The following is a 17,570-nucleotide window of genomic DNA, read 5'->3' as shown; positions in this document are numbered from 1 at the left end:
CCTGCATGGTCAATTGTTCGCCACTTCTGACATGTACTGGAAAATTCCGCTGGTTGCGCCTCGCGTCGCGGCTGGTATTTCAGCAGCCTGCTAGTCCTCCCGGTCCGACTTGTCGCGCTGACATCAGCAAATGCACATGATGATTGCGCTGATCACCATATTTGCTTGGTGTGTGCACAGCGACCAATACGGCGACTTTGAACCGATTGACCAGCAATTGGCCAAGCGCTAAAGCGAGCGCTCTCCGTTGGTGTTGATCGAGTTGATGCGGAAGGGACACCTCGACTTCTCGGCAAACGCGTGCATTCTTGCGCGTCTCGGCCGCTTCGTTCGCGTTCCAAAAATACTGCGCATCGAAGCACCACGAAGGCGCCCCCTTTGGGGCAAGCATCTGATGGAAATCGACACCGCCTCGGTGGGAATAATTGTGACCAAGCCCCGTGCTTGTATCGAGCAGATCAAACCCTGCTCGGTAGGCTGCTGCTGCGACCGACGAGTCGCCATTGGCTCGGCTGAAAGACTTCATTGTTGCGTGATAAATCGCCATTTGTGAAACTCCTGTTTGTGGAGCACACAAAGAAGCGGCATAACATCCCGTGTCGAGAGAAAAGCGAACTCGACAACAAAGAGACATGAATCTCGGGGTTTTGAAGGGCTGTGTTGCCTAGCGAAGCCTAGCAACGAGGTGGCGAAAGCCACCGCACCGACGCGCAGCGTTGGCGCACGGTTTCTGCAAAGCAGAAACCATAAGTGCGCTATTGCTGTTTGATTCTTTATTTGAATTTCCGCGCTACGGTTGGGTCGGCAATTGCGCCCCCTACGTATGATTAATATTTATACTAGAAAATGAATAGAGTCTGTACAAATCTGATTTTGCACTGCCCTGTGCCGATTTCAAGGCAATGGTCTATGCAGCCGTGATGTCCCGTGGTTTTCGGAAATCCAAGCAGCAGCAGGACGAACTGCCGTCAGGTTGGTAGCATCGCCAAAGCCGATCGAACGCGAAGTCGCAACAACTGCAGAAAGAAGGACGCGAAATGCCCAATGACTACTGGGACATGGATGACAAGAACGCCCCCAACCTGTTGAACCTCGCCAGCGTGAGCACTTCGATGCTCGTGCCCTTCCCAGTGGGAAAACTGCCAGATGCTTCCGTGCTCTGGCTCAATGAGCGCTGGTTTCATGACCTAGGCATGGCCATCCACGACAAGCCAACTCGGGCCCGCATCTCAGCGTCCTTGCTTGAGCGCTTTGCCGTGACCTCTATCGAAGCTCACTGCGTTGCCGGCAGCTTCGGACGCCAGACACTGGGCGCTGATCGCTATGGTGGGAGCGGTGGGGCAATCCACGGAGGGAGTGGCCGCTGTGGCTCCGATGGTATGCTCATCGCCAAAGGAACCGGCCCCACGCCATTGGTCTCCGAGGCCCATGATTGGTCACACTCCCATGGCTGTCTCTATCTTTACGATGCCATTCGCGAGGCAGTCGCCAGCGAGATCCTCAACGCAGAACTCCCCCACGGGGCAGTTCCCATCGTTGCCATCATCGATGCCGGCTTCTCCCTGGCGCGCACCGATGCCGACGAACCGGAGCGGTGCGCCATTCTGATCAGGCCTGCTTTCCTGCGCTTGGCGCATTTCGAGCGCAGCCTGTATTTCGGGACATCAGGCAGTGCAAACAGCGATCAATTTCAAGATAGCCTGCGAGTCAAAGATGCCATCCACTTTGCCGACGAACACACGCAGCGCAATGCCCGCAATCCCAATGACCTAGGCGTTGACTTGTCTGCGCTCTACCTCCGCCTTGCCGAGCAGATTGCCGCAAGTCGCGCGCATCGCCTCTGGACCGGACGCCCGACAAGCGACAACATCACGTCGAATGCGCAGTTTCTGGATTTCGGCGGCTTCCGCGCAATTCCCACCTGGAAGCGTGGCACTGATGGGCATCGTCACTTTTTCGGCGATGAGATGCGTGATGTTCGCCACTCGCCTCCCTCGCTTGCCTATTTCTTCAAGAAGTATTCCCGCTTTGACAAGGCAATCGCCAACATCGATCAGCTGCTTATCCAGATCGAGCATCACATGGAAGCTGCGTTTCTCCATCACTGTGCAGAAGCTTGTGCCTTGCCTCAGTCAAGCCCAGAGGCGTTGCATTTCAAAGCGCTCATTGCGCGCTACTACCGCGAGCAACAGCGCATTGACTATGCGTTCGATCAGCCCACAAAGCACGGCGAGCGCCACGATTGGCTCTCTGACCACATCAAAGGCAAAGCAACCCAGGGCTCTCAGACAGGCGAGGAGATCAACTCGCTCCTGCGCGCACTTCCGAATGCAGCTCTCCATCTTTGTGCCGCCAACCGCTGGCTGAGACCACGACCACGCCTTTCCTATCGCGTCTCCAAGCGCCGGGCGATCAAGCTGGTGCGGTCGATCCTTGTCGATCGGTCGTCGGGACCCGAGCGGGTCTCGGCCTTTATCGCAACCGAGGTCGCGGTCTCGCGCCGTGTTTGGAAAGGCTTACCACCACACTGGCTTGTCTTGGGCTACGCAAGCGATCACGTGTCCACCGCTTTGTATTTCTTTGATACGCATCGTATGGCCCATACAGTCCAGCTGGAGGGACCACGCGTGCATGGCGGAACACTGCTTTTCGGCGCCGAAGTCGCAGATGAGACACTCGGCATCACCAATTCTGGCCATAGAACCGTCGCGCGTGTCGACTGCGAACCCACCAGCTACCTGGTAGGTCTAAGCTTGAACGGGCGTGCATCAATTCCTGCCGCACTGCTCACCTTCCCGGACGCTGCAGTTGCAGCGCAGACATTGAGCTCAACCACCGCCCATGCAACCTAATGCCGTTGATGCGCAGGCGTTTGGCCTGGCAATGCAACTCCTGTTCAAGACTGACCGCAAGAAGTTCAGTATCGCAGCGGCTTATGTGTGGCTATGGCCTGCAATTCGCCTAGGCCAGCTCGTCACGATCGAAGACGAAGACGGGGTCTGGACCGGCTACGCCTTATGGGCTTATCTGACGCCTGAAACCGCCACTCATTTGGTTCTGCAAGATCCGCCGTTCTTGCCAATTAGCGACTGGAACGAAGGTGATCAACTCTGGATCCTGGATTTCGTGGCTATGCCAGGGCATCACCGACGCCTGGCGAAGGCACTTCGGGACCGCTTGCGCCCTCACTTCAAGCAAGCGCATCGCTTGGTGCGAGATAAGACGGGCGCTATGCTTGGAGCCAAGACTCACACACTTTGCAGAGATGGCTGAGGAAGACACGTTGCTTCCTTGATACGAATGGACGAACCGAAGCGACAAGGCAGTTGCAACCTATGCACGATGTGACGTCAAGGCCGAATAAGGCCTGGACTGGATTTTTGTTCCTGGGCTTCGGTTCTGGTTTGCCTTATCCGCTGATCGGCAGCACCTTAGGCTATTGGCTCAGCGAAAAGTCGCTTTCGATCGCAGTCATCGGTGCCTTGGCTTGGACCGCACTTCCCTACTCCCTCAAATTCCTATGGGCCCGCCATCTCGACCAACGTCGTGCGCCGGTCGTTGGAAGCACCATGTCGCACCGTCAAGGCTGGATTGTCTTGTCTTCGATCATGGTCGCCATCTCTCTCCTAGGCCTTGTCCTGAGCGTTGTCGCTGGCAGCCTTCCGCTGATTGCACTGAGCTGCATCGCAGCAGCCTTTGGCGGTGCGACCCTGGATGCCTCAGTCGATGCGTTCCGGATCGAACAAGAGGCAGTGCACCAGCAGCCAGCCAAGCTCCTCACTGCCTACCAATTTGGCTACCGCATTGCTCTACTGCTGAGCGACGGTCTGGTGTTCTTGCTCGCAGCGCGGCTGTCCTGGCAAGTTTCTTATGCACTTCTGCTTCCCCTGATGTTAGTGCCCATCTGCGGAACGCTCTTTCTGCGATCTGCCCCCGATAGCGTCCTCACCCCAGGTCGCACGAGTGCGGAGAAGCACGGGGCTCCGTTGGTGTCGCTTCGACCCTCCACGCTCCAAGGATGGATCGCGGTGGTCGTCTTCATCGGCTGCTATCGCCTACCGGACATTCTTCTGGGTCCCATGATCAATCCCTTCTTCTATGCCCTTGGCATTGGAAAGAATGTGGTCGGATCCCTCCATATCTGGCTTGGTATCCCAGCAGCCTTCCTCGGAATTTTGGCTGCAGGCACAAGCTTGAAGCGCATGTCCTTAAGCACGACCATCCTTGTTGGCGCAGCTCTCCAAGCCCTTGCCCTCCTCGTTCTTGCATCGCTTTCGTCCCACGAGCAGTCTGCTGAACTACTTTGGGCTAGCGTTATTCTTCAAAACCTTGCCAGTAGCTATACCGGCATAGCCCTGGTTGCTTACATGTCAAAGCTGGTCACGCTCGGACGAGCCGGTGAGCACTACGCTTGGCTAACCAGCTTTTACTCCATCTTCGGCAGGGTGCTTGCCGGCTTCTCAGGCCTAGCAGTGGCTTATCTCACCACGCTCCATGGACAAAGCCAAGGCTATGGCATGTTTTTCATTGGCATCTGCCTGACGTGCGTGCCCGCCCTCCTCGTCTACTTGCTCATCATTCGGAATAACTTGAAGGAGCGACCAGAGCCGTAAGTGCCATCACGCTGTTGCCTTGCAATGACCTTGAGCTGTTTGCGAGAACATGTAATGCGTGAGCTCAGTCGTTATGCACAGGCCGGTGCAAAAATGAACACTATTTGCTTGACGTTTGAGTGACAACATCCGAACCATCAGTCAGCCCCGTCGAAACCGTCAGCCCAGAAGCACAAGGCGAGGTCACGTCCGTCGTCGAGACATAGATTTTATACGGCCCTTTCGTCAATGTCGCTGGTTGGGTCCAAGCTGCATTTTTTATCACGGCCCGAGGCTCACGCATGCCTTCCACAAAAGCATATTTTTTAACGATATCACTATATCTTTCACAGCCTCGGGCTTTTTTGTCAGTAGAAATTACAGCTAGGGCAGCTACTGTCCAAGCCTGAGAACTTTCATCACTGCGATGAACGCCGAAGCTCAACGCTGCTACCTGGGACTTCTGATCATTCACTGAAACTCGATAGTGACGACAAAGGGGCTCGTCTCTGACAATCTCGGCCTTGCCGGCTCTAATTAATTTGTTGACCTGAGACTCTTCAACAATAACACCGCTACTGAATAGCGACACCAGTTCGTCAAGCACTTTTTCTGAACCATAGGCGTCAGCACAGAATGTGGCCGATACTAAAATAGAAAAGGCCACGATAGCTGAGGACCATACACTACTCTTATAAAGTTTCACTCCAGCCCTCATTGCATTTAAAACGCTTCAAGTGTTGTCTTGAAGCCTTCCCAGGTGTCGGCCCAGATTAGCGCTAACCAATTAGATGCCTAATTGGCTAGCACCAGCGGACCTCATCAGTTTCGACTTCTCGTGAGACCAAGCAAGCACTCGCCCTTCAAACTCGCCTTTACATACACCGACGTTTCACCAAGACTGGTTTTATAGAAGACATCCTTACTAACGTTGGCGATTGGCTCATGGGGATTTGGGGGCAAGACATATGGAGTGAGCGCAAATTTTTGCTTGATCTTAGACACTTCATAACAGCGCCCGGGAGCTAGCTCCATATACATAAAATTCACTCCTTTATCGAGCTCAGGCGGGACCCTGAACTCAATAAAAGAGATCCCATACTGATCCCGCGTCTTGAATGCATTTGAGCGAAAAGCAATATTCAACGCTCGACTTGAACTCACCTGATGTAAATCACGGAGTCCAATTTCGCGAAAGGTCTCATAATTTACCGGCTTATTGGGATCATAGATTTTACCAATTACTTCATCCATGGCGAGCCCTGAAACTCCATCTTCCGCAACGGCGCTTGTGCAGAAGACAGCCATCAGCAACGTAACCGCAAGACCTTTGTGCACGCCCAACATTACTGGCCTCTCAAATAAGCACGCAATTCAATTTCAACCTGATCTAAAGGCTATAAATATCTAAAGCAACCGACAACAAGGAAGAGTCACCTTTGACCAAAGCATAAAGAGTCCCTTGGTCAACCCTGTGCAGCGCACCGATTTGAGCCAGTGAAACTACTTGACCATCGATCTCGGCAATTGCCTCTCCCTTTTTCAGAAATCCTGTTTTACTTTTTGAATATGTCATGAGGCGCGTTTTACCATTAGTGACCCAGGCTCCCACGTATTTGTCGTCTGAGTGATCATGTGATGGTGATACAAGAATTGAATCGACCAACACGCCTTTTGACAGCGCACCATCTTTAGCTGCAAGAGAATTATTCTTATTAATCTTCTCGGGACGAGGATCTATATCACCAATGATCCCTGGCTTCGCCTGAATTTTTAGGTCAGTGGACAGGTAGTAGGTATCACCAGAATAATAGTTAACAAATTGAGCGCACGCGCCTTTGATTGCATGAACTCGAACATTGTCAACCTTGCTTACCTTGGCTAGGGGGACTACCAAATTCGCACTCCCGCCCTCCACATAGAAATTGTCTTTAAGCTGAGACTTTTCTGAACATAGAGCCCTAGCAGCACTCTCTCGCTGGTCATTTGAGCGGGCCTGCCCGACCGTTAGGCCGGCGAGCGTAAGCACGCAAATCGAATTTAAGGCAACCCTAACTATGGACATCGAAAGCACCTTTTTAACGCGAATGTAAAATCAAGGGGTTGGAACAATGATAGTCGGAGTTACCTCACTATATCCACCAACAACCTTTGTATCACTGGGGCCAAGCACGCCTATGCTGAGATAATTTGCAACGCCCCTCACAATATCATTGGCAAATTTCTCACTTTGATTAAACTCAGCATTGGTAAAACCATCTTGATAGAGGTTTTGGTAAAGGGTTCGAGCAGCTGCTGCGTTATGTGCTAGCTCATGCATCACCAAGAAATTCGCCCCTCCCATTAGATCGGAATACCCCTTGATGGTGTCAATGTTTATTGATATCTGTGGGTCGCCGTTGTTATAGTCGGACTGCCCAGTCGCAAACCCATTACTATAGCTAGTGCCCGCTTCATTTACCTTATAGTCTGCATTGAGCATCAGACTCTTGATTTCAGACATCTGCACGGTTGAACCATCGCTCATTTGCATATAAGCATTATCAGGAAGCGAGCTGATGGAGTCTTTAACAAAGTAGATTGCATCGTCAAACTTAACCAGAGCGGCCGACTCTTCCGCTGTCAACGCACGCGTGAAGTTGAGATCGTATTCCGGCGCTGTTGGAAGAGGAGTGCCACCCCCGCCTGGAGGACTGATAGGCCCTGGCTGTTCAACTGGTGGTGAAGGGGGAATAGTCGGAGGTGGACTTGGAGGCGGGTTAACTACCACTGGCGGTAGCTCAGTCGGCGGCTCGCTCGGATCGACATCCGCAGCGGCTGCCGCACCTGCTACTAGGAATAACTCTTCGTTTGTCAGTTCTCTCATTACAGCACTCCCTGCAATATTTCTATTGATAAATTGCTGTTTCGCTTTCTTTTCTTCCTAAACATCATTTTTTTATTTTCCGTGCAGCCCATAAATAACAGTCCATTGCAATCCTGGCTCACATAGAGTTAGGGAAGCTCTGAACAACTCCTCGATAGACTTCTGATCGACGCCTGAGGTTGGAGCCATCACGCGTAAGTGATTGATTTTCAGCAACGGAGATTGTCGTGATCAAGCGAAATCCCAAGTTCGCTCGCAACGCCAAGAGTTGTTCAGAGGTTCCTTAGAGCTAGGCAGACTCGAAGCGCTTGAAGACAAATTTACCTTTGTTGGCCTCTTACTCTTGGCATGCAAACCTCATTTCTGCAACGTGACCGTTTCAAAGGTAGCATCTGGCGCATATTCATGCGCCCATCTCAGAACAGATATCTCTGCGTCAAGGCTCTTTTTATTCCTGGGCACAAATAAGGTGAAAGTAGGATTTTTTGAGCAAGAAGCCCCCGACTTTTTGGTGTCGGCTTTACAGTTAAAGTGAATGAGCCCAGCAGCTTCGACCGTATTATCACTCTTGATCGCAACCGCACCTTTCTCAATGCAGCTCTTGTAGCGGCAACCGGATACCAAGGTCAACCCATTCCCCACCTCAACGTCTTTGTTGGGTGGACCGCTCAGAGCCTCCCCAAACTGCTGCACCAATGGTTTTCCAGGAATAATATAGTCACCCGCTGACTGACCAAAGTAAGCCGATAGGACCGCAGAATTAATCTTGGCAGGCGCAGCCGTGGCCAAAACGCTCCCCCACAATGAAAGGATCATTATTGTAATTGATGCAATTCTTTTGTTAGCTTTCATCTCAGACCTCACGTTATAAGTCAACATTTAACCGCCACCCGGCACGCTGCCGTTTGTAATATCTTGTTGAATAAGCGCGGCCTCTCTGTCTCGCCTTGTATCATACGCATCACCGAAATCGTTCAGATTGGTAACAGCATCTTGCCAATGTCCCGTTGTTACTTGGGTCCAGAAATTGGGGGTTGCCGTGGCAAGGCCAGGGCCGTATTGGTAAGCAACACTTGCGATGGCGGTCTGGACGCCACCAGGCAGCTGATAAAAGTCTGCATAATCTGAAGAATTGTTATAGCTATTAACAACCGTATTTAAGATGTTTGATCGAACTGCGTTATCCAACGCATCTGCCTGCGCCTCGGTGATGTGGAGAGGGTTGTTTTGAACGGCATTCAGCGCATCTTGGCCTGTTAGATGAAGGTAGGGCGTCAACGTAGTCACAAGCGCCTGATCCACACCTAGCGCGGCAAGGCTTTCGGCAGTTTGGCCACCCAAATCGACTCCGGTTGCCACAGTCACTCCGCTCTGATCTATGACCACGCCGTTATTGGTCGGGACGTATGCATCTAGCTGTTGCCCGCCCTCGACGCTATCAATGAATGCGTTGTCAATTCTGTTTTCAGCAGTCAGCGGGACAAAGACATCACCATCGTTGCCCCCTCCTCCACCTTGTGGCGGCGGTGGGGGTTGCTCAACTGGCGGTGCTGGCGGCAATGTTGGTGGTTCTGATGGAGGTGGATTAACGACCACGGGGGGCAACTCAGTGGGCGGCTCGCTTGGATCGACGTCCGCAGCGGCTGCTGCACCTGCCACTAGGAATAGCTCTTCGATTGTTAGCTCTCTCATTGCAGCGCTCCATCCCATGCGTTTAATTGTGATCCAATCATTTCTACTATTTGATTCGCAATAAGGCTTCTCTCTCTGAATTACTTTTACAAGTATTACTCCTTATCCTTGGCTGGATTTTCCGGCTGTTTCCACTGCATTGTCCTGTTCAAAGCTGCTTGACTGCTCTTTGATCAGGGGCCTCAGGTTCCCGTTAACGAAGAGGTAGTGCATATCGCACATCCGAGAGATGTTCTTGTCGTGCGTTACGATGACTGTGGTCGCGCCGATGCTCTTGATGTTCTTCATCAGCTGTATGCCCATCTGCTCATCAACCCCAGTCGTTGGCTCATCCATCAACAACAGCTTGGTGCGCCTGTAAAACGCTCTGGCCAAGAAGATCCGTTGTTTTTGGCCACCTGACAGCGTATTTCCCAAGTCGCCCACTCTGGTGTTGAAGCCCATTGGCATGCGCTGGATATCGTCGTGGATGCATGCCAATTTAGCAGCCTGCACAAGACGCTCTTGATCAATGTGCTCATCAAACATGGAGATGTTTTCCGACAACGTCCCGGACAACAGATTGTCTCCCTGCATGACGATGCTGACCTTGCTCCGGTAGCTCGACTTGCCGACTTTGCGCAGATCTTCTCCATTGACTAAGAAGTCCCCAACTTGAAGATCTTCAAGCCCCGCCAGAACGCGGATGAGTGTGGTCTTACCAACGCCTGAGTTCCCGACAATTGCAATCACTTGGCCTGCCGGGGCCCTGAGCTGCAAGGCGCTCATGATCCACTTGTCCGTAGACGAGTAGCGGAAATAGCCGTTGGCGATGGCAATGGCGGGCGCAGCGTCTTCCAGTGCGCCGTTACCATGCAGAAACGACTCAGGCTCGCTGTGCGTGATGTCTGAAATGCGCTCGGTGTGTAAGCGAAGCAGCCGGAGCTGCATCAGGTAGTCGGCCAGATTGATGCTGCGTTGGCTGAACTGGGTCGCGTAGATCAAAAAGACCGTCAGCACCCCGATCGTCATATCGCCACTGAGCACCAGCCGTGTGCCCTCCCAGATCACGAAAATGCGGCACAGGCCTTGGATGAGAAGCTGGACAGAATCGAACCCAATGCGGATACGCTCGGCCCCGATGGTTGCATTGGTCGCTTTCGCGCTGTAGTTCGTGAAGCGCGACGTCCAGAGCGCTGACTTGTTGAACAGCTTGATGGGCTGGATGCTTCGGACCGTTTCGTAGAGCAAGCTTTGCCGGCGTGCATCAATGTTGATCTGATCAAGGTTGGCTTCTTTCAGTTTGGCGTAGTAGGCGTAGCGCGAACCCACATAGGCAATGGTGAAAGCCAACAAGGCGAAGGCAAGCGGCGCGTCGTAGCTCATCAAGAGCAACAACATGAGGAAAGACATCACCCCATCGATGACCGCTTCCATCATCTTCGTCGTGAGTGACTGCTGGATGGAGTAGATCGACTGGAAGCGGCTTGAGATATCCCCGGTGTGCCGCTTTACGAAATACGACTGGGGTAGCGACACGAGGTGACGGAACAAGTTGCTGCTCCACCGTAAGCCAGTGGTCGAAGAGATCCACAGCAAGGTCCACTTCCTGGCAACGGTCAAGACGAGCTGGACCAGGAGCACGATCGAAAAGCCGATAGCCAATGTGGTGACCAGACCATCGTCCTTGACGCTGAGCACCTGATCCATGGTCAGTCTCAGATATTGCGGCGCAATCAGCGCACAGCCTTCCAAGAAGAGCGCCAAGATGCCCACACCCCAGAACGCGGGCACCAGGGACCGAAGCGAGCCTGCCAGATCGCGAAGCGATACCGACGGCACACTCTTGATCTTCTTGAAGGCCGGGCCTGGATGCGCCTCCAACGCAATGCCGCTAAAGAGCTCATCGAACTCATCGAGCTTGATTTTTTTGACGCCGGTTGCAGGATCGCTGATGTGCACGTGCCCGCCCCGCACAGCCGTCAGAACGACAAAGTGCCCGTGGTGCAGGTGGACCATGCAAGGCAACGACAGCTTGGGCAGTTCGTAAAGCTCCAAGCGAAGCGGACGCGTCGTGAGTCCGTTGGCGTCAGCGATTTCAATCAGTGAGGCGAGCGTTGCCCCACTAGTTGACACCGTAAAGCGGTTGCGAAGCTCCCCAAGGCTCGTTTCATGGCCGTAGTAGGAGAGCAGCATCGCAATGCAGGCCAGGCCGCACTCACTCGACTCCGTCTGACGGATATGCGGCACACGGCGCTTCGAGGAGAACACCAGGCTTGGTTCAGCAGAGCGATCCGGCTCGGCATCGCCATCGGCGGATGGTGTCAAGACGTCCTTCATCGCTTTTCACCCGTCAAGCGCGATCCCATGGTTTGGAAGGGGTCAAACATCCACTCCCAGATCTTGCGGCCCTCCAAGATCAGTTCCGCGTCCACTTCCATCCCCGGCAGGAAGGACTTCGCTTCTTGGGCAACTCCAATGGTCTGGGAAGGCAAGGCGACTTTGGCGGTGTAAACCGGCTCAGTGGGCGACTGGCGACCATAGCGGCGCTCCAACTCACCGATGGGACTCGTTTGCGTTGACAGCGATGCGATGCGCCCCTGGATGGCGCCATATTTTGCTTTCGGGAATGCGGCGATGTTGAGCAGCACCTCGGTGCCGACATTCGCATGTCCGATGGCCCTGGAAGGAATAAGAATTTCAGCTTCGAACACCGACTCGCTTGGGGTGATGGACGCGATGATCGAGTCGGTGCCAATGCGCTGACCTTGGGATGCATAGATTGCTGCAACGGTGCCGCTCAAGGGTGAAGTGATGGTTTGCAGCCGGTCGGACTTGGCTCTGGCCACTTGATCTTCGATCGTGGACTTCTCACGCTCGATCTCACTCGCTTGTCTGCTCGCGGTTGTCTTTATCTCGGTGATTTCACCCAGCAATGCGGCACGCTGATTACGAAGTGTGGACTGCTGCGCGCGGGCATCCTGGATCTCCGCTTCTGCATCCAAGAGAGCATTTTCGTAGGTAAGGTAGGTGTATTTGGACACATACTTCTCAGCAAGAAGCGGCTCAATGGTCTTCAAGAGTTCTTTGTTCTTGGCGTATTTCTTTTCCAAGATTGAGATCTTGCGAGCGACTTCCTGCATCGCGCCGGTCGTTTCTTCGACTTGACGCGTCAGTTCCCGCTCACGCTGGCCAGAAAAGTCATGCGTCTGCAATTGCTCCTTGGTCAGCTCTTCTGATCGGGTGAGCGCACGCTTGATCGTCTCATCGGACAAAGAGCGACCCGCTTCGTCGGTGATGTCGGCTGACAGCTCCGCAAGCACTTGGCCCTTCTTGACCAAGGCATTGGGCTTCAATGTCGTCGACAGGATGAGGCCAGGCGTTCCACTGCGGATATCCACTCGCCCATGGGTCGAGATGATCTGGCCAGACACGTGCTCCCGCTTGGAGTAAGACGCGGTCAGAACAAACGTGGCCAGCAAGAGGAAAAGCGCACAGCCAAAGCCAATCCAGATCCGGATGGACGAAGGAAACGCATCTTTTAGGTCGCCGAGTGTGGACGTTGTCTCCGGCCCCTTTCGCTTGCGAAAGAGCGGTTGTTCTGCGTCATCCGTCTGACCTGACTCGCTATCCATAGCACCTACACTTCGGGATCTACTGCACAACTTGTGTGGGCTGAGGCTACCCGCGCAGACATTAAAATTACATTTGCATTTTGTTGATCTGGCGTTGGCATCGGCGCCAAACCTAAGTTCGCAAGCCCCACGCTATTGCTTTTTCAGCAACCAAGGCTTGCGTCAAGCGAAGGTGCGTTGCGCAAAGCGCAGCCACACATTGCTAGGTCAAAGCATGAATCCTACGCTCAATGCGTCAGCCACCGCCCCCATCACCACCACTTCCCCCATCGCCGCCAGACATCACCTGCTGCTGAGAGTGGGCAGCAAGCGTCATGACGGGGCCTGTTGGGTTCTTGTCGATTTCTTCGCGCTCGCGCTGGAATTGCACCATCTCCTGCACCCGTTGCTGATCCATTGCCTCTGTCTTTTGCAAGGTCTCATTGATGCCGGGCGATGGCGTGTTGAGCGAGGTTTCCGAGTGAAAGCCCGGCGTTTTGCCAAAGACAAAGGCGACATCATCTTGGATGATCACTTTGCGGAGTTCATCCGCGCGTTCGATTCCTGACTCTTTGACGGCATGCAATACCTCGGCCGTCTTCTCATCGGATGTGCCCCTGGGGAGCTGCGCCTGGATGGCAGAGAACAACGCGTAATCTCGATGATCAGACGGAAACGCCTGCTGAGTTACGTCTTGGAAGGGCCTCGCTTGCTCGACCCGATCCTCATCGTGTTCGTGTGCGTTAGAGCGGGCAGTTGTCCCACCAAAACCTGGTGACGACGCATAGGCAGCGGGTTGGCGCTCCGGCAAGACGATCTGCGCCGGCACTTCGCTTTGCGTTGGAATTGCCGGCGACGAGGCCTGCATCGCCTCTTGCTGCTCTGCCTGCAATGGAACAGCCGATGGCGCATCGTTCTGTGGCGTGCCTACTCGGGCTTGCTGCTCACTGCCCTGCTCCACCGCCGCATTCGCCGATGTCGGCCCTGTCGGTTTCAAGGACTCTCGGCGCGCGTGTTGTGCCTGGGACAACGCCGCATCCAGGTCTTGGCCGGCAACGCCTGTTGCCGGTAAACCTCGGTCTTGCTGGAACTGCCTCACGGCATGTTCGGTCTCCGGACCATAGTGCCCGTCTTGCGGCACGGCCTGACCGTTTGGACCACGGGCATCCACTTGCTGCAAGCGATACTGCAAGAACTCGACCTCCTGCCCTCGGTCGCCGAGGCGCAGCCCTTCCACCTCACTTGATGCCGGCGGCTGCGTCGGCACAGTGGCCTTAGTAGGCGCTTGATCGGCAGAGGTCGAAGCGGATGATGCGGGCCCGGCACTCGGCGCAGACGCGCTCGCCCCCGTTGGAACCCATGCCTCCGCCTTAGGCTGGACTGCGCCGGCTGTCGGGGGTGCGGCAACCTCAGGTGTTCGGGTTTCTTGGGGTTCGCGTTGCGCGACAGGTTCGGGCTTCGGTTCGGCAGGCTTGGCGACCGGGCGCACGTCTTCGGGCGGCGACGCGCTGACGGATGCAGGCATCACGACCGGAGCAGGCGTTACCGTCTCCGCAACGGCAGGCGCGTCGGGTGTGCGTGCAACGTCTCGATCCCGCTGCGCATTAATGGCTGCCTGAGGCGCTTGGGTTTCATCCACACGCGGAGCGGTGACGGTCGTTGCTGCGAAGCCTGCGACCTGCTGCGCTTCTTGCGTGGAAACGCCCTGCCGATTGGCCTCCCGCAACGCTTGTTCGTAGGCATCGCGCTCCTGAGGCGAACGATGTTCGATCTGTCGTTGGCCAAGCTCAGGCACGGGAGACGCCTGGGCGTAAGCTTGCACCTGCTCCCGTGCGTTTTGGATGTCTTCACTACTGGTGACCGCTGCTACGCGGATGACGCCGTCACTACCGCGTTGCAGATGGGCAATGGGGCTGTCGAGCTGACGCGCGCCCTGTGCATCGGGATCGAGCGTCAAAGAAGAGTTCGACGCATCCAGGCCCGAGTTTGCACGCGTGGTGTTGATGGCGAACTGGATGGCAGCAAGGGACTCAGCATTCGGATTGAGGCCATAACCTGCATAGGTTGTCGCCAGGCTCGATAGGTCTAGCTGATCCTGGGTCGGGCGCTGCCACTCGGGGAGCGCTGCCATCGTTTGTTCGTGTTGTTCCAGATGTGGCTGCATGGCAATGCGGGTCGCCGACAGTTCCGCAGCGATCGGGCCGGTTGCCACCTCGCCGTTATGGCGCCAAACACCATCAGCAAATTGATATTGCTTGCTGTTGGATGCCTGCAAGTTATCCGGATTGAGCGCGGCAGTGACGGCTGACGGCGATTGAATACCAGCGATCGTGTCCCAGCCATCCAGGCGGTGCGCGACCTGATACCGAGCGGCAAGGCCCGCTGGCCCCTGCACGATATTGCTTTCCACGACCTCAGCTGCTTGCGCGTCAAGTTGCGCAGCACGCGCAGGCGGCGCAACTTCGGCCTGAGTGGTGTTGCCGCCATTTGGATCAATGTCGGTAACGCGGGTGCGCTGCCACTGACCAGTATCGGCGTCACGCGTCCAGTTCGCTGGCAACAAGCTTGGAAGATCAGTGCTGCTGGCTTCCAGGTTGTATGGGCTACGCGGCGGCGGCATCCGGCTCATCGCCAGTTCGACAGACGTATTGGCGGCTCGGTAGTCCAACTCACGTCGGGTATCGAAGTCTGCCGAAAACGTTGTCTGCTGCGGATGGTCAATTCCATCGGCACGAAGATCAGCAGCCATCGGCTGCACCCATTGCCGCCCGTTGAAGCTCCACTGCCTGCCCAGGGAGTCCACTTGATGCGTGATCTCACGCTCATCCAGGGTCGCCATTATCTTGTCAGACACGACGTAACCAGCAACGCCGCCCACAGCCCCACCAACGGCGACGCCAACTGGGCCACCCACTGCGCCAATCTCCGCTCCTGCCCAAGCACCGGCCCAAGCACTTGCGTTGTTAGCGGCGTAGTTGCGCAACTCGTGCTTTGCACCCAGCAGGTTGTCCTGCGCGAGCAACGTGCTCACCCGCTGACTGGTCCCAATCGCATCGGTCGCCGATGCCAGCAAGCCCGTTACGCGAAGTGCCTGCCCAGCAGACAAATTCCTATACAACAGCTCTGGAGAGACCGCGCCACGCATTGAGCGAGGAAAAGCCTGCTCGACCGCCTTGGTGCCAGACTCAGACAAAGGAAGACCCCCTTTGGTTTGAGTCTGCTCGATGGAGTCGCCAAGCCCCTGCAAACCAAGAGCTGCATTACCTTTTACCGCTTTAAAGCCAGGCTGATCGACTGCTTGAAGGCTTGCGACGAGATTTGATTCGGACTTTAGGACCGCAGGCCAACGAGCCTCGGCTCCTGTTAGCTTGTCGAACTCACTGATCTGGAGAGCGTGCTTTTGCTGGTAGCTCTGAATATCACTGAAGAACTTTTCGTTGTGCTTATTTGCCGCCTCGGATGTCATCCCGTCAGGGGTGTTGGTCAGCAGATGGCCATTGACCATGCCTACTTTCAGCGTGGCACACAGCCGGTCAGTTTCTGCTGCCAAGTGCTGACCTGCTTGCAGATCTCCTTTTCTCAAGTAAGCCTGACCATCTGGACTGTCTTCTAGGGAACCTCTGAACAACTCTTGGCGTTGCGAGCGAATTTGGGATTTCGCTTGATCACGACAATCTCCGTTGCTGAAAATCAATCACTTACGCGTGATGGCTCCAACCTCAGGCGTCGATCAGAAGTCTATCGAGGAGTTGTTCAGAGCTTCCCTAGCTCTTGCAAGGCATCGTTCAAACCAATCGAATACGCCCCCAATGGGCCGCCATTGTGAGGCGACACATCCAGCTTCAAAGCCAAAGCTTTGTCCGCTGGAAGGTTAAGCATATTTCGATCTCCGTGGAGATCAAAGAGCGAATTCTTCGAAAGCTCTTGTAGCAAATCGCTTTCTTTAAAAGCGACTTGCTCGATGAGATGGTGACCCTGAAAAACGGGCTTATCGTTCTTGGCCATAGTCCATTACGCTCCGGCTATTGCACGATAAAAATGAACTAAGCGATCAATAGGTCGCGGCGTCGGTGAACAAAAGCCCGTCAGAACTCGGCTTGACACCGATACCTGCTTTTCGGGTTTCGTTCTTCAAGAACGCATCGCACACCACAATCGAGGGCCTCTCACTCATTCGAAAGATGTGGGCTGACCCAACAATCTCTGGCAGAAAAGCGAGTTCGGCTCCACCGGTTACGCTTAGCATTTCCACATCCTTGCCCGTCTCGTGGTCATGTGCCAAGGTGACTTTGTATTTGGAACGCGACTTGTCTAGCGCAGCCAACTGCCGAATGACGTCACATAGATAGTGCGTCGGCCCTTTGCTGCCATCTGGCAAAACGTAGTCGCAAATCGCGAACTCAAAGGCACCTGGGTCAACAGACTCCAGGACTTCCTTCAGTCGCTGGGAGACGAGCCAATAGCCGCTAAAGCCACCCTCAAGATCACGGGGCGGCTTATTCTTGCCTGCGCCATGGACCAAGCGAGGAGTTTCTCGCAAGGGCGGAATTCCGCCTTCTGCAGGACGAAGGATGCGCGAAGGAGGCGTCAGCAACACATCGATGTTTTCAATTTCAACGTTGTGCCCTGGGCCGCCTCCCCGGATGTCGGGCCGCAACACATAGAACTGTCCCTTTTCAGGCTTCTGGTTGGCAAGCATTGGACTGTCTTCCATCTGAGTCATGATGAGTTCTACTAAGAGCGGCTAACAAAACCCTTGAATTCTGTTGAGTCGGCGACAACATTGCCGGCATGACACGTCGCAACGAGATCCCTAGTGCGCTTTGG

General features: G+C 54.7%; 14 protein-coding genes and 1 pseudogene. 3 read left to right on the top strand and 12 right to left on the bottom strand.

The window, feature by feature from the left end; genetic code table 11:
• Positions 1 to 91 precede the first annotated feature (91 nt).
• A pseudogene (locus tag XarbCFBP7408_RS20605) lies at positions 92 to 547 on the bottom strand (MobA/MobL family protein); the annotation flags it as partial.
• A gap of 490 nt (positions 548 to 1,037) precedes the next feature.
• Between XarbCFBP7408_RS20605 and XarbCFBP7408_RS20600 the strand changes: the two are divergent.
• The 3 genes from XarbCFBP7408_RS20600 (at position 1,038) to XarbCFBP7408_RS20590 (ending at position 4,613) form a co-directional block, all read left to right on the top strand.
• Entirely contained in the window at positions 1,038 to 2,852 is a 1,815-nt protein-coding gene (locus XarbCFBP7408_RS20600) for a protein adenylyltransferase SelO family protein (protein ID WP_104564520.1), read from the top strand.
• The gene (locus XarbCFBP7408_RS20595; protein ID WP_104564519.1) at positions 2,842 to 3,273 is read left to right on the top strand and encodes a toxin-activating lysine-acyltransferase; all 432 of its coding nucleotides are present in this window, start codon (positions 2,842 to 2,844) and stop codon (positions 3,271 to 3,273) included. Before XarbCFBP7408_RS20600 ends, XarbCFBP7408_RS20595 begins: the two co-directional genes overlap by 11 nt.
• Positions 3,274 to 3,335: 62 nt before the next feature.
• Entirely contained in the window at positions 3,336 to 4,613 is a 1,278-nt protein-coding gene (locus XarbCFBP7408_RS20590) for an ABC transporter permease (protein ID WP_104564518.1), read from the top strand.
• Positions 4,614 to 4,713: 100 nt separating this feature from the next.
• On the opposite strand, the gene XarbCFBP7408_RS20585 is transcribed toward XarbCFBP7408_RS20590, so the two are convergent.
• The 11 genes from XarbCFBP7408_RS20585 to XarbCFBP7408_RS20540 all read right to left on the bottom strand — a co-directional run bounded on the left by XarbCFBP7408_RS20585 (position 4,714) and on the right by XarbCFBP7408_RS20540 (position 17,442).
• Positions 4,714 to 5,298 carry a hypothetical protein gene (locus XarbCFBP7408_RS20585; protein ID WP_258072262.1) on the bottom strand — a complete coding sequence of 195 codons (585 nt, stop codon included), beginning with the start codon at positions 5,296 to 5,298 and terminating at the stop codon, positions 4,714 to 4,716.
• A 116-nt stretch (positions 5,299 to 5,414) separates the two neighbouring features.
• Positions 5,415 to 5,939 (bottom strand): hypothetical protein, encoded by a 525-nt coding sequence (locus tag XarbCFBP7408_RS20580; RefSeq protein ID WP_104564517.1) that lies wholly within the window; start codon positions 5,937 to 5,939, stop codon positions 5,415 to 5,417.
• A 43-nt stretch (positions 5,940 to 5,982) separates the two neighbouring features.
• Complete coding sequence (locus tag XarbCFBP7408_RS22545) at positions 5,983 to 6,621, bottom strand: hypothetical protein (RefSeq protein WP_181123319.1); 639 nt, start codon at positions 6,619 to 6,621, stop codon at positions 5,983 to 5,985.
• 66 nt (positions 6,622 to 6,687) lie between these two features.
• On the bottom strand, positions 6,688 to 7,458 hold the full coding sequence (locus XarbCFBP7408_RS20575; protein WP_235857321.1) for a hypothetical protein: 771 nt from the start codon (positions 7,456 to 7,458) through the stop codon (positions 6,688 to 6,690).
• Positions 7,459 to 7,815: 357 nt separating this feature from the next.
• Entirely contained in the window at positions 7,816 to 8,310 is a 495-nt protein-coding gene (locus XarbCFBP7408_RS22540; protein WP_146093803.1) for a hypothetical protein, read from the bottom strand.
• Between the two features lie 27 nt (positions 8,311 to 8,337).
• A complete protein-coding gene (locus tag XarbCFBP7408_RS22870) occupies positions 8,338 to 9,150 on the bottom strand; it encodes a pesticin C-terminus-like muramidase (RefSeq protein WP_181123318.1) in 813 nt (270 codons plus the stop codon).
• 102 nt (positions 9,151 to 9,252) lie between these two features.
• The gene (locus XarbCFBP7408_RS20560) at positions 9,253 to 11,469 is read right to left on the bottom strand and encodes a peptidase domain-containing ABC transporter (RefSeq protein WP_104564516.1); all 2,217 of its coding nucleotides are present in this window, start codon (positions 11,467 to 11,469) and stop codon (positions 9,253 to 9,255) included.
• Positions 11,466 to 12,764 (bottom strand): HlyD family secretion protein, encoded by a 1,299-nt coding sequence (locus tag XarbCFBP7408_RS20555; protein WP_104564515.1) that lies wholly within the window; start codon positions 12,762 to 12,764, stop codon positions 11,466 to 11,468. The genes XarbCFBP7408_RS20560 and XarbCFBP7408_RS20555 overlap by 4 nt, the downstream gene beginning before the upstream one ends.
• A 235-nt stretch (positions 12,765 to 12,999) precedes the next feature.
• The gene (locus XarbCFBP7408_RS20550) at positions 13,000 to 16,437 is read right to left on the bottom strand and encodes a peptidoglycan-binding protein (RefSeq protein ID WP_258072260.1); all 3,438 of its coding nucleotides are present in this window, start codon (positions 16,435 to 16,437) and stop codon (positions 13,000 to 13,002) included.
• A 59-nt stretch (positions 16,438 to 16,496) separates the two neighbouring features.
• Positions 16,497 to 16,748, bottom strand: a complete 252-nt coding sequence (locus XarbCFBP7408_RS22535; RefSeq protein WP_146093802.1) for an AHH domain-containing protein — start codon at positions 16,746 to 16,748, stop codon at positions 16,497 to 16,499.
• Between the two features lie 46 nt (positions 16,749 to 16,794).
• Positions 16,795 to 17,442 carry a DUF1629 domain-containing protein gene (locus tag XarbCFBP7408_RS20540; protein WP_258072259.1) on the bottom strand — a complete coding sequence of 216 codons (648 nt, stop codon included), beginning with the start codon at positions 17,440 to 17,442 and terminating at the stop codon, positions 16,795 to 16,797.
• Between the last annotated feature and the right edge of the window lie 128 nt (positions 17,443 to 17,570).

This window comes from Xanthomonas arboricola pv. guizotiae, assembly GCF_002940205.1.
In the GTDB taxonomy this organism is placed as follows: Bacteria; Pseudomonadota; Gammaproteobacteria; order Xanthomonadales; family Xanthomonadaceae; genus Xanthomonas; species Xanthomonas arboricola_C.
Note: the sequence above shows the minus strand (reverse complement) of the source record. Positions and strands in the feature narration are given on the sequence as shown.

Excerpts from the sequence above, each read along its gene's own strand:
- XarbCFBP7408_RS20600 (WP_104564520.1), top strand. The coding sequence starts at position 1,038 with ATGCCCAATGACTACTGGGACATGGATGACAAGAACGCCCCCAACCTG.
- XarbCFBP7408_RS20540 (WP_258072259.1), bottom strand. The coding sequence starts at position 17,442 with ATGCTTGCCAACCAGAAGCCTGAAAAGGGACAGTTCTATGTGTTGCGG.
- XarbCFBP7408_RS20590 (WP_104564518.1), top strand. The coding sequence starts at position 3,336 with ATGCACGATGTGACGTCAAGGCCGAATAAGGCCTGGACTGGATTTTTG.
- XarbCFBP7408_RS22535 (WP_146093802.1), bottom strand. The coding sequence starts at position 16,748 with ATGGCCAAGAACGATAAGCCCGTTTTTCAGGGTCACCATCTCATCGAG.
- XarbCFBP7408_RS22540 (WP_146093803.1), bottom strand. The coding sequence starts at position 8,310 with ATGAAAGCTAACAAAAGAATTGCATCAATTACAATAATGATCCTTTCA.
- XarbCFBP7408_RS20580 (WP_104564517.1), bottom strand. The coding sequence starts at position 5,939 with ATGTTGGGCGTGCACAAAGGTCTTGCGGTTACGTTGCTGATGGCTGTC.
- XarbCFBP7408_RS20595 (WP_104564519.1), top strand. The coding sequence starts at position 2,842 with ATGCAACCTAATGCCGTTGATGCGCAGGCGTTTGGCCTGGCAATGCAA.
- XarbCFBP7408_RS22870 (WP_181123318.1), bottom strand. The coding sequence starts at position 9,150 with ATGAGAGAGCTAACAATCGAAGAGCTATTCCTAGTGGCAGGTGCAGCA.
- XarbCFBP7408_RS20555 (WP_104564515.1), bottom strand. The coding sequence starts at position 12,764 with ATGGATAGCGAGTCAGGTCAGACGGATGACGCAGAACAACCGCTCTTT.
- XarbCFBP7408_RS20560 (WP_104564516.1), bottom strand. The coding sequence starts at position 11,469 with ATGAAGGACGTCTTGACACCATCCGCCGATGGCGATGCCGAGCCGGAT.
- XarbCFBP7408_RS20575 (WP_235857321.1), bottom strand. The coding sequence starts at position 7,458 with ATGAGAGAACTGACAAACGAAGAGTTATTCCTAGTAGCAGGTGCGGCA.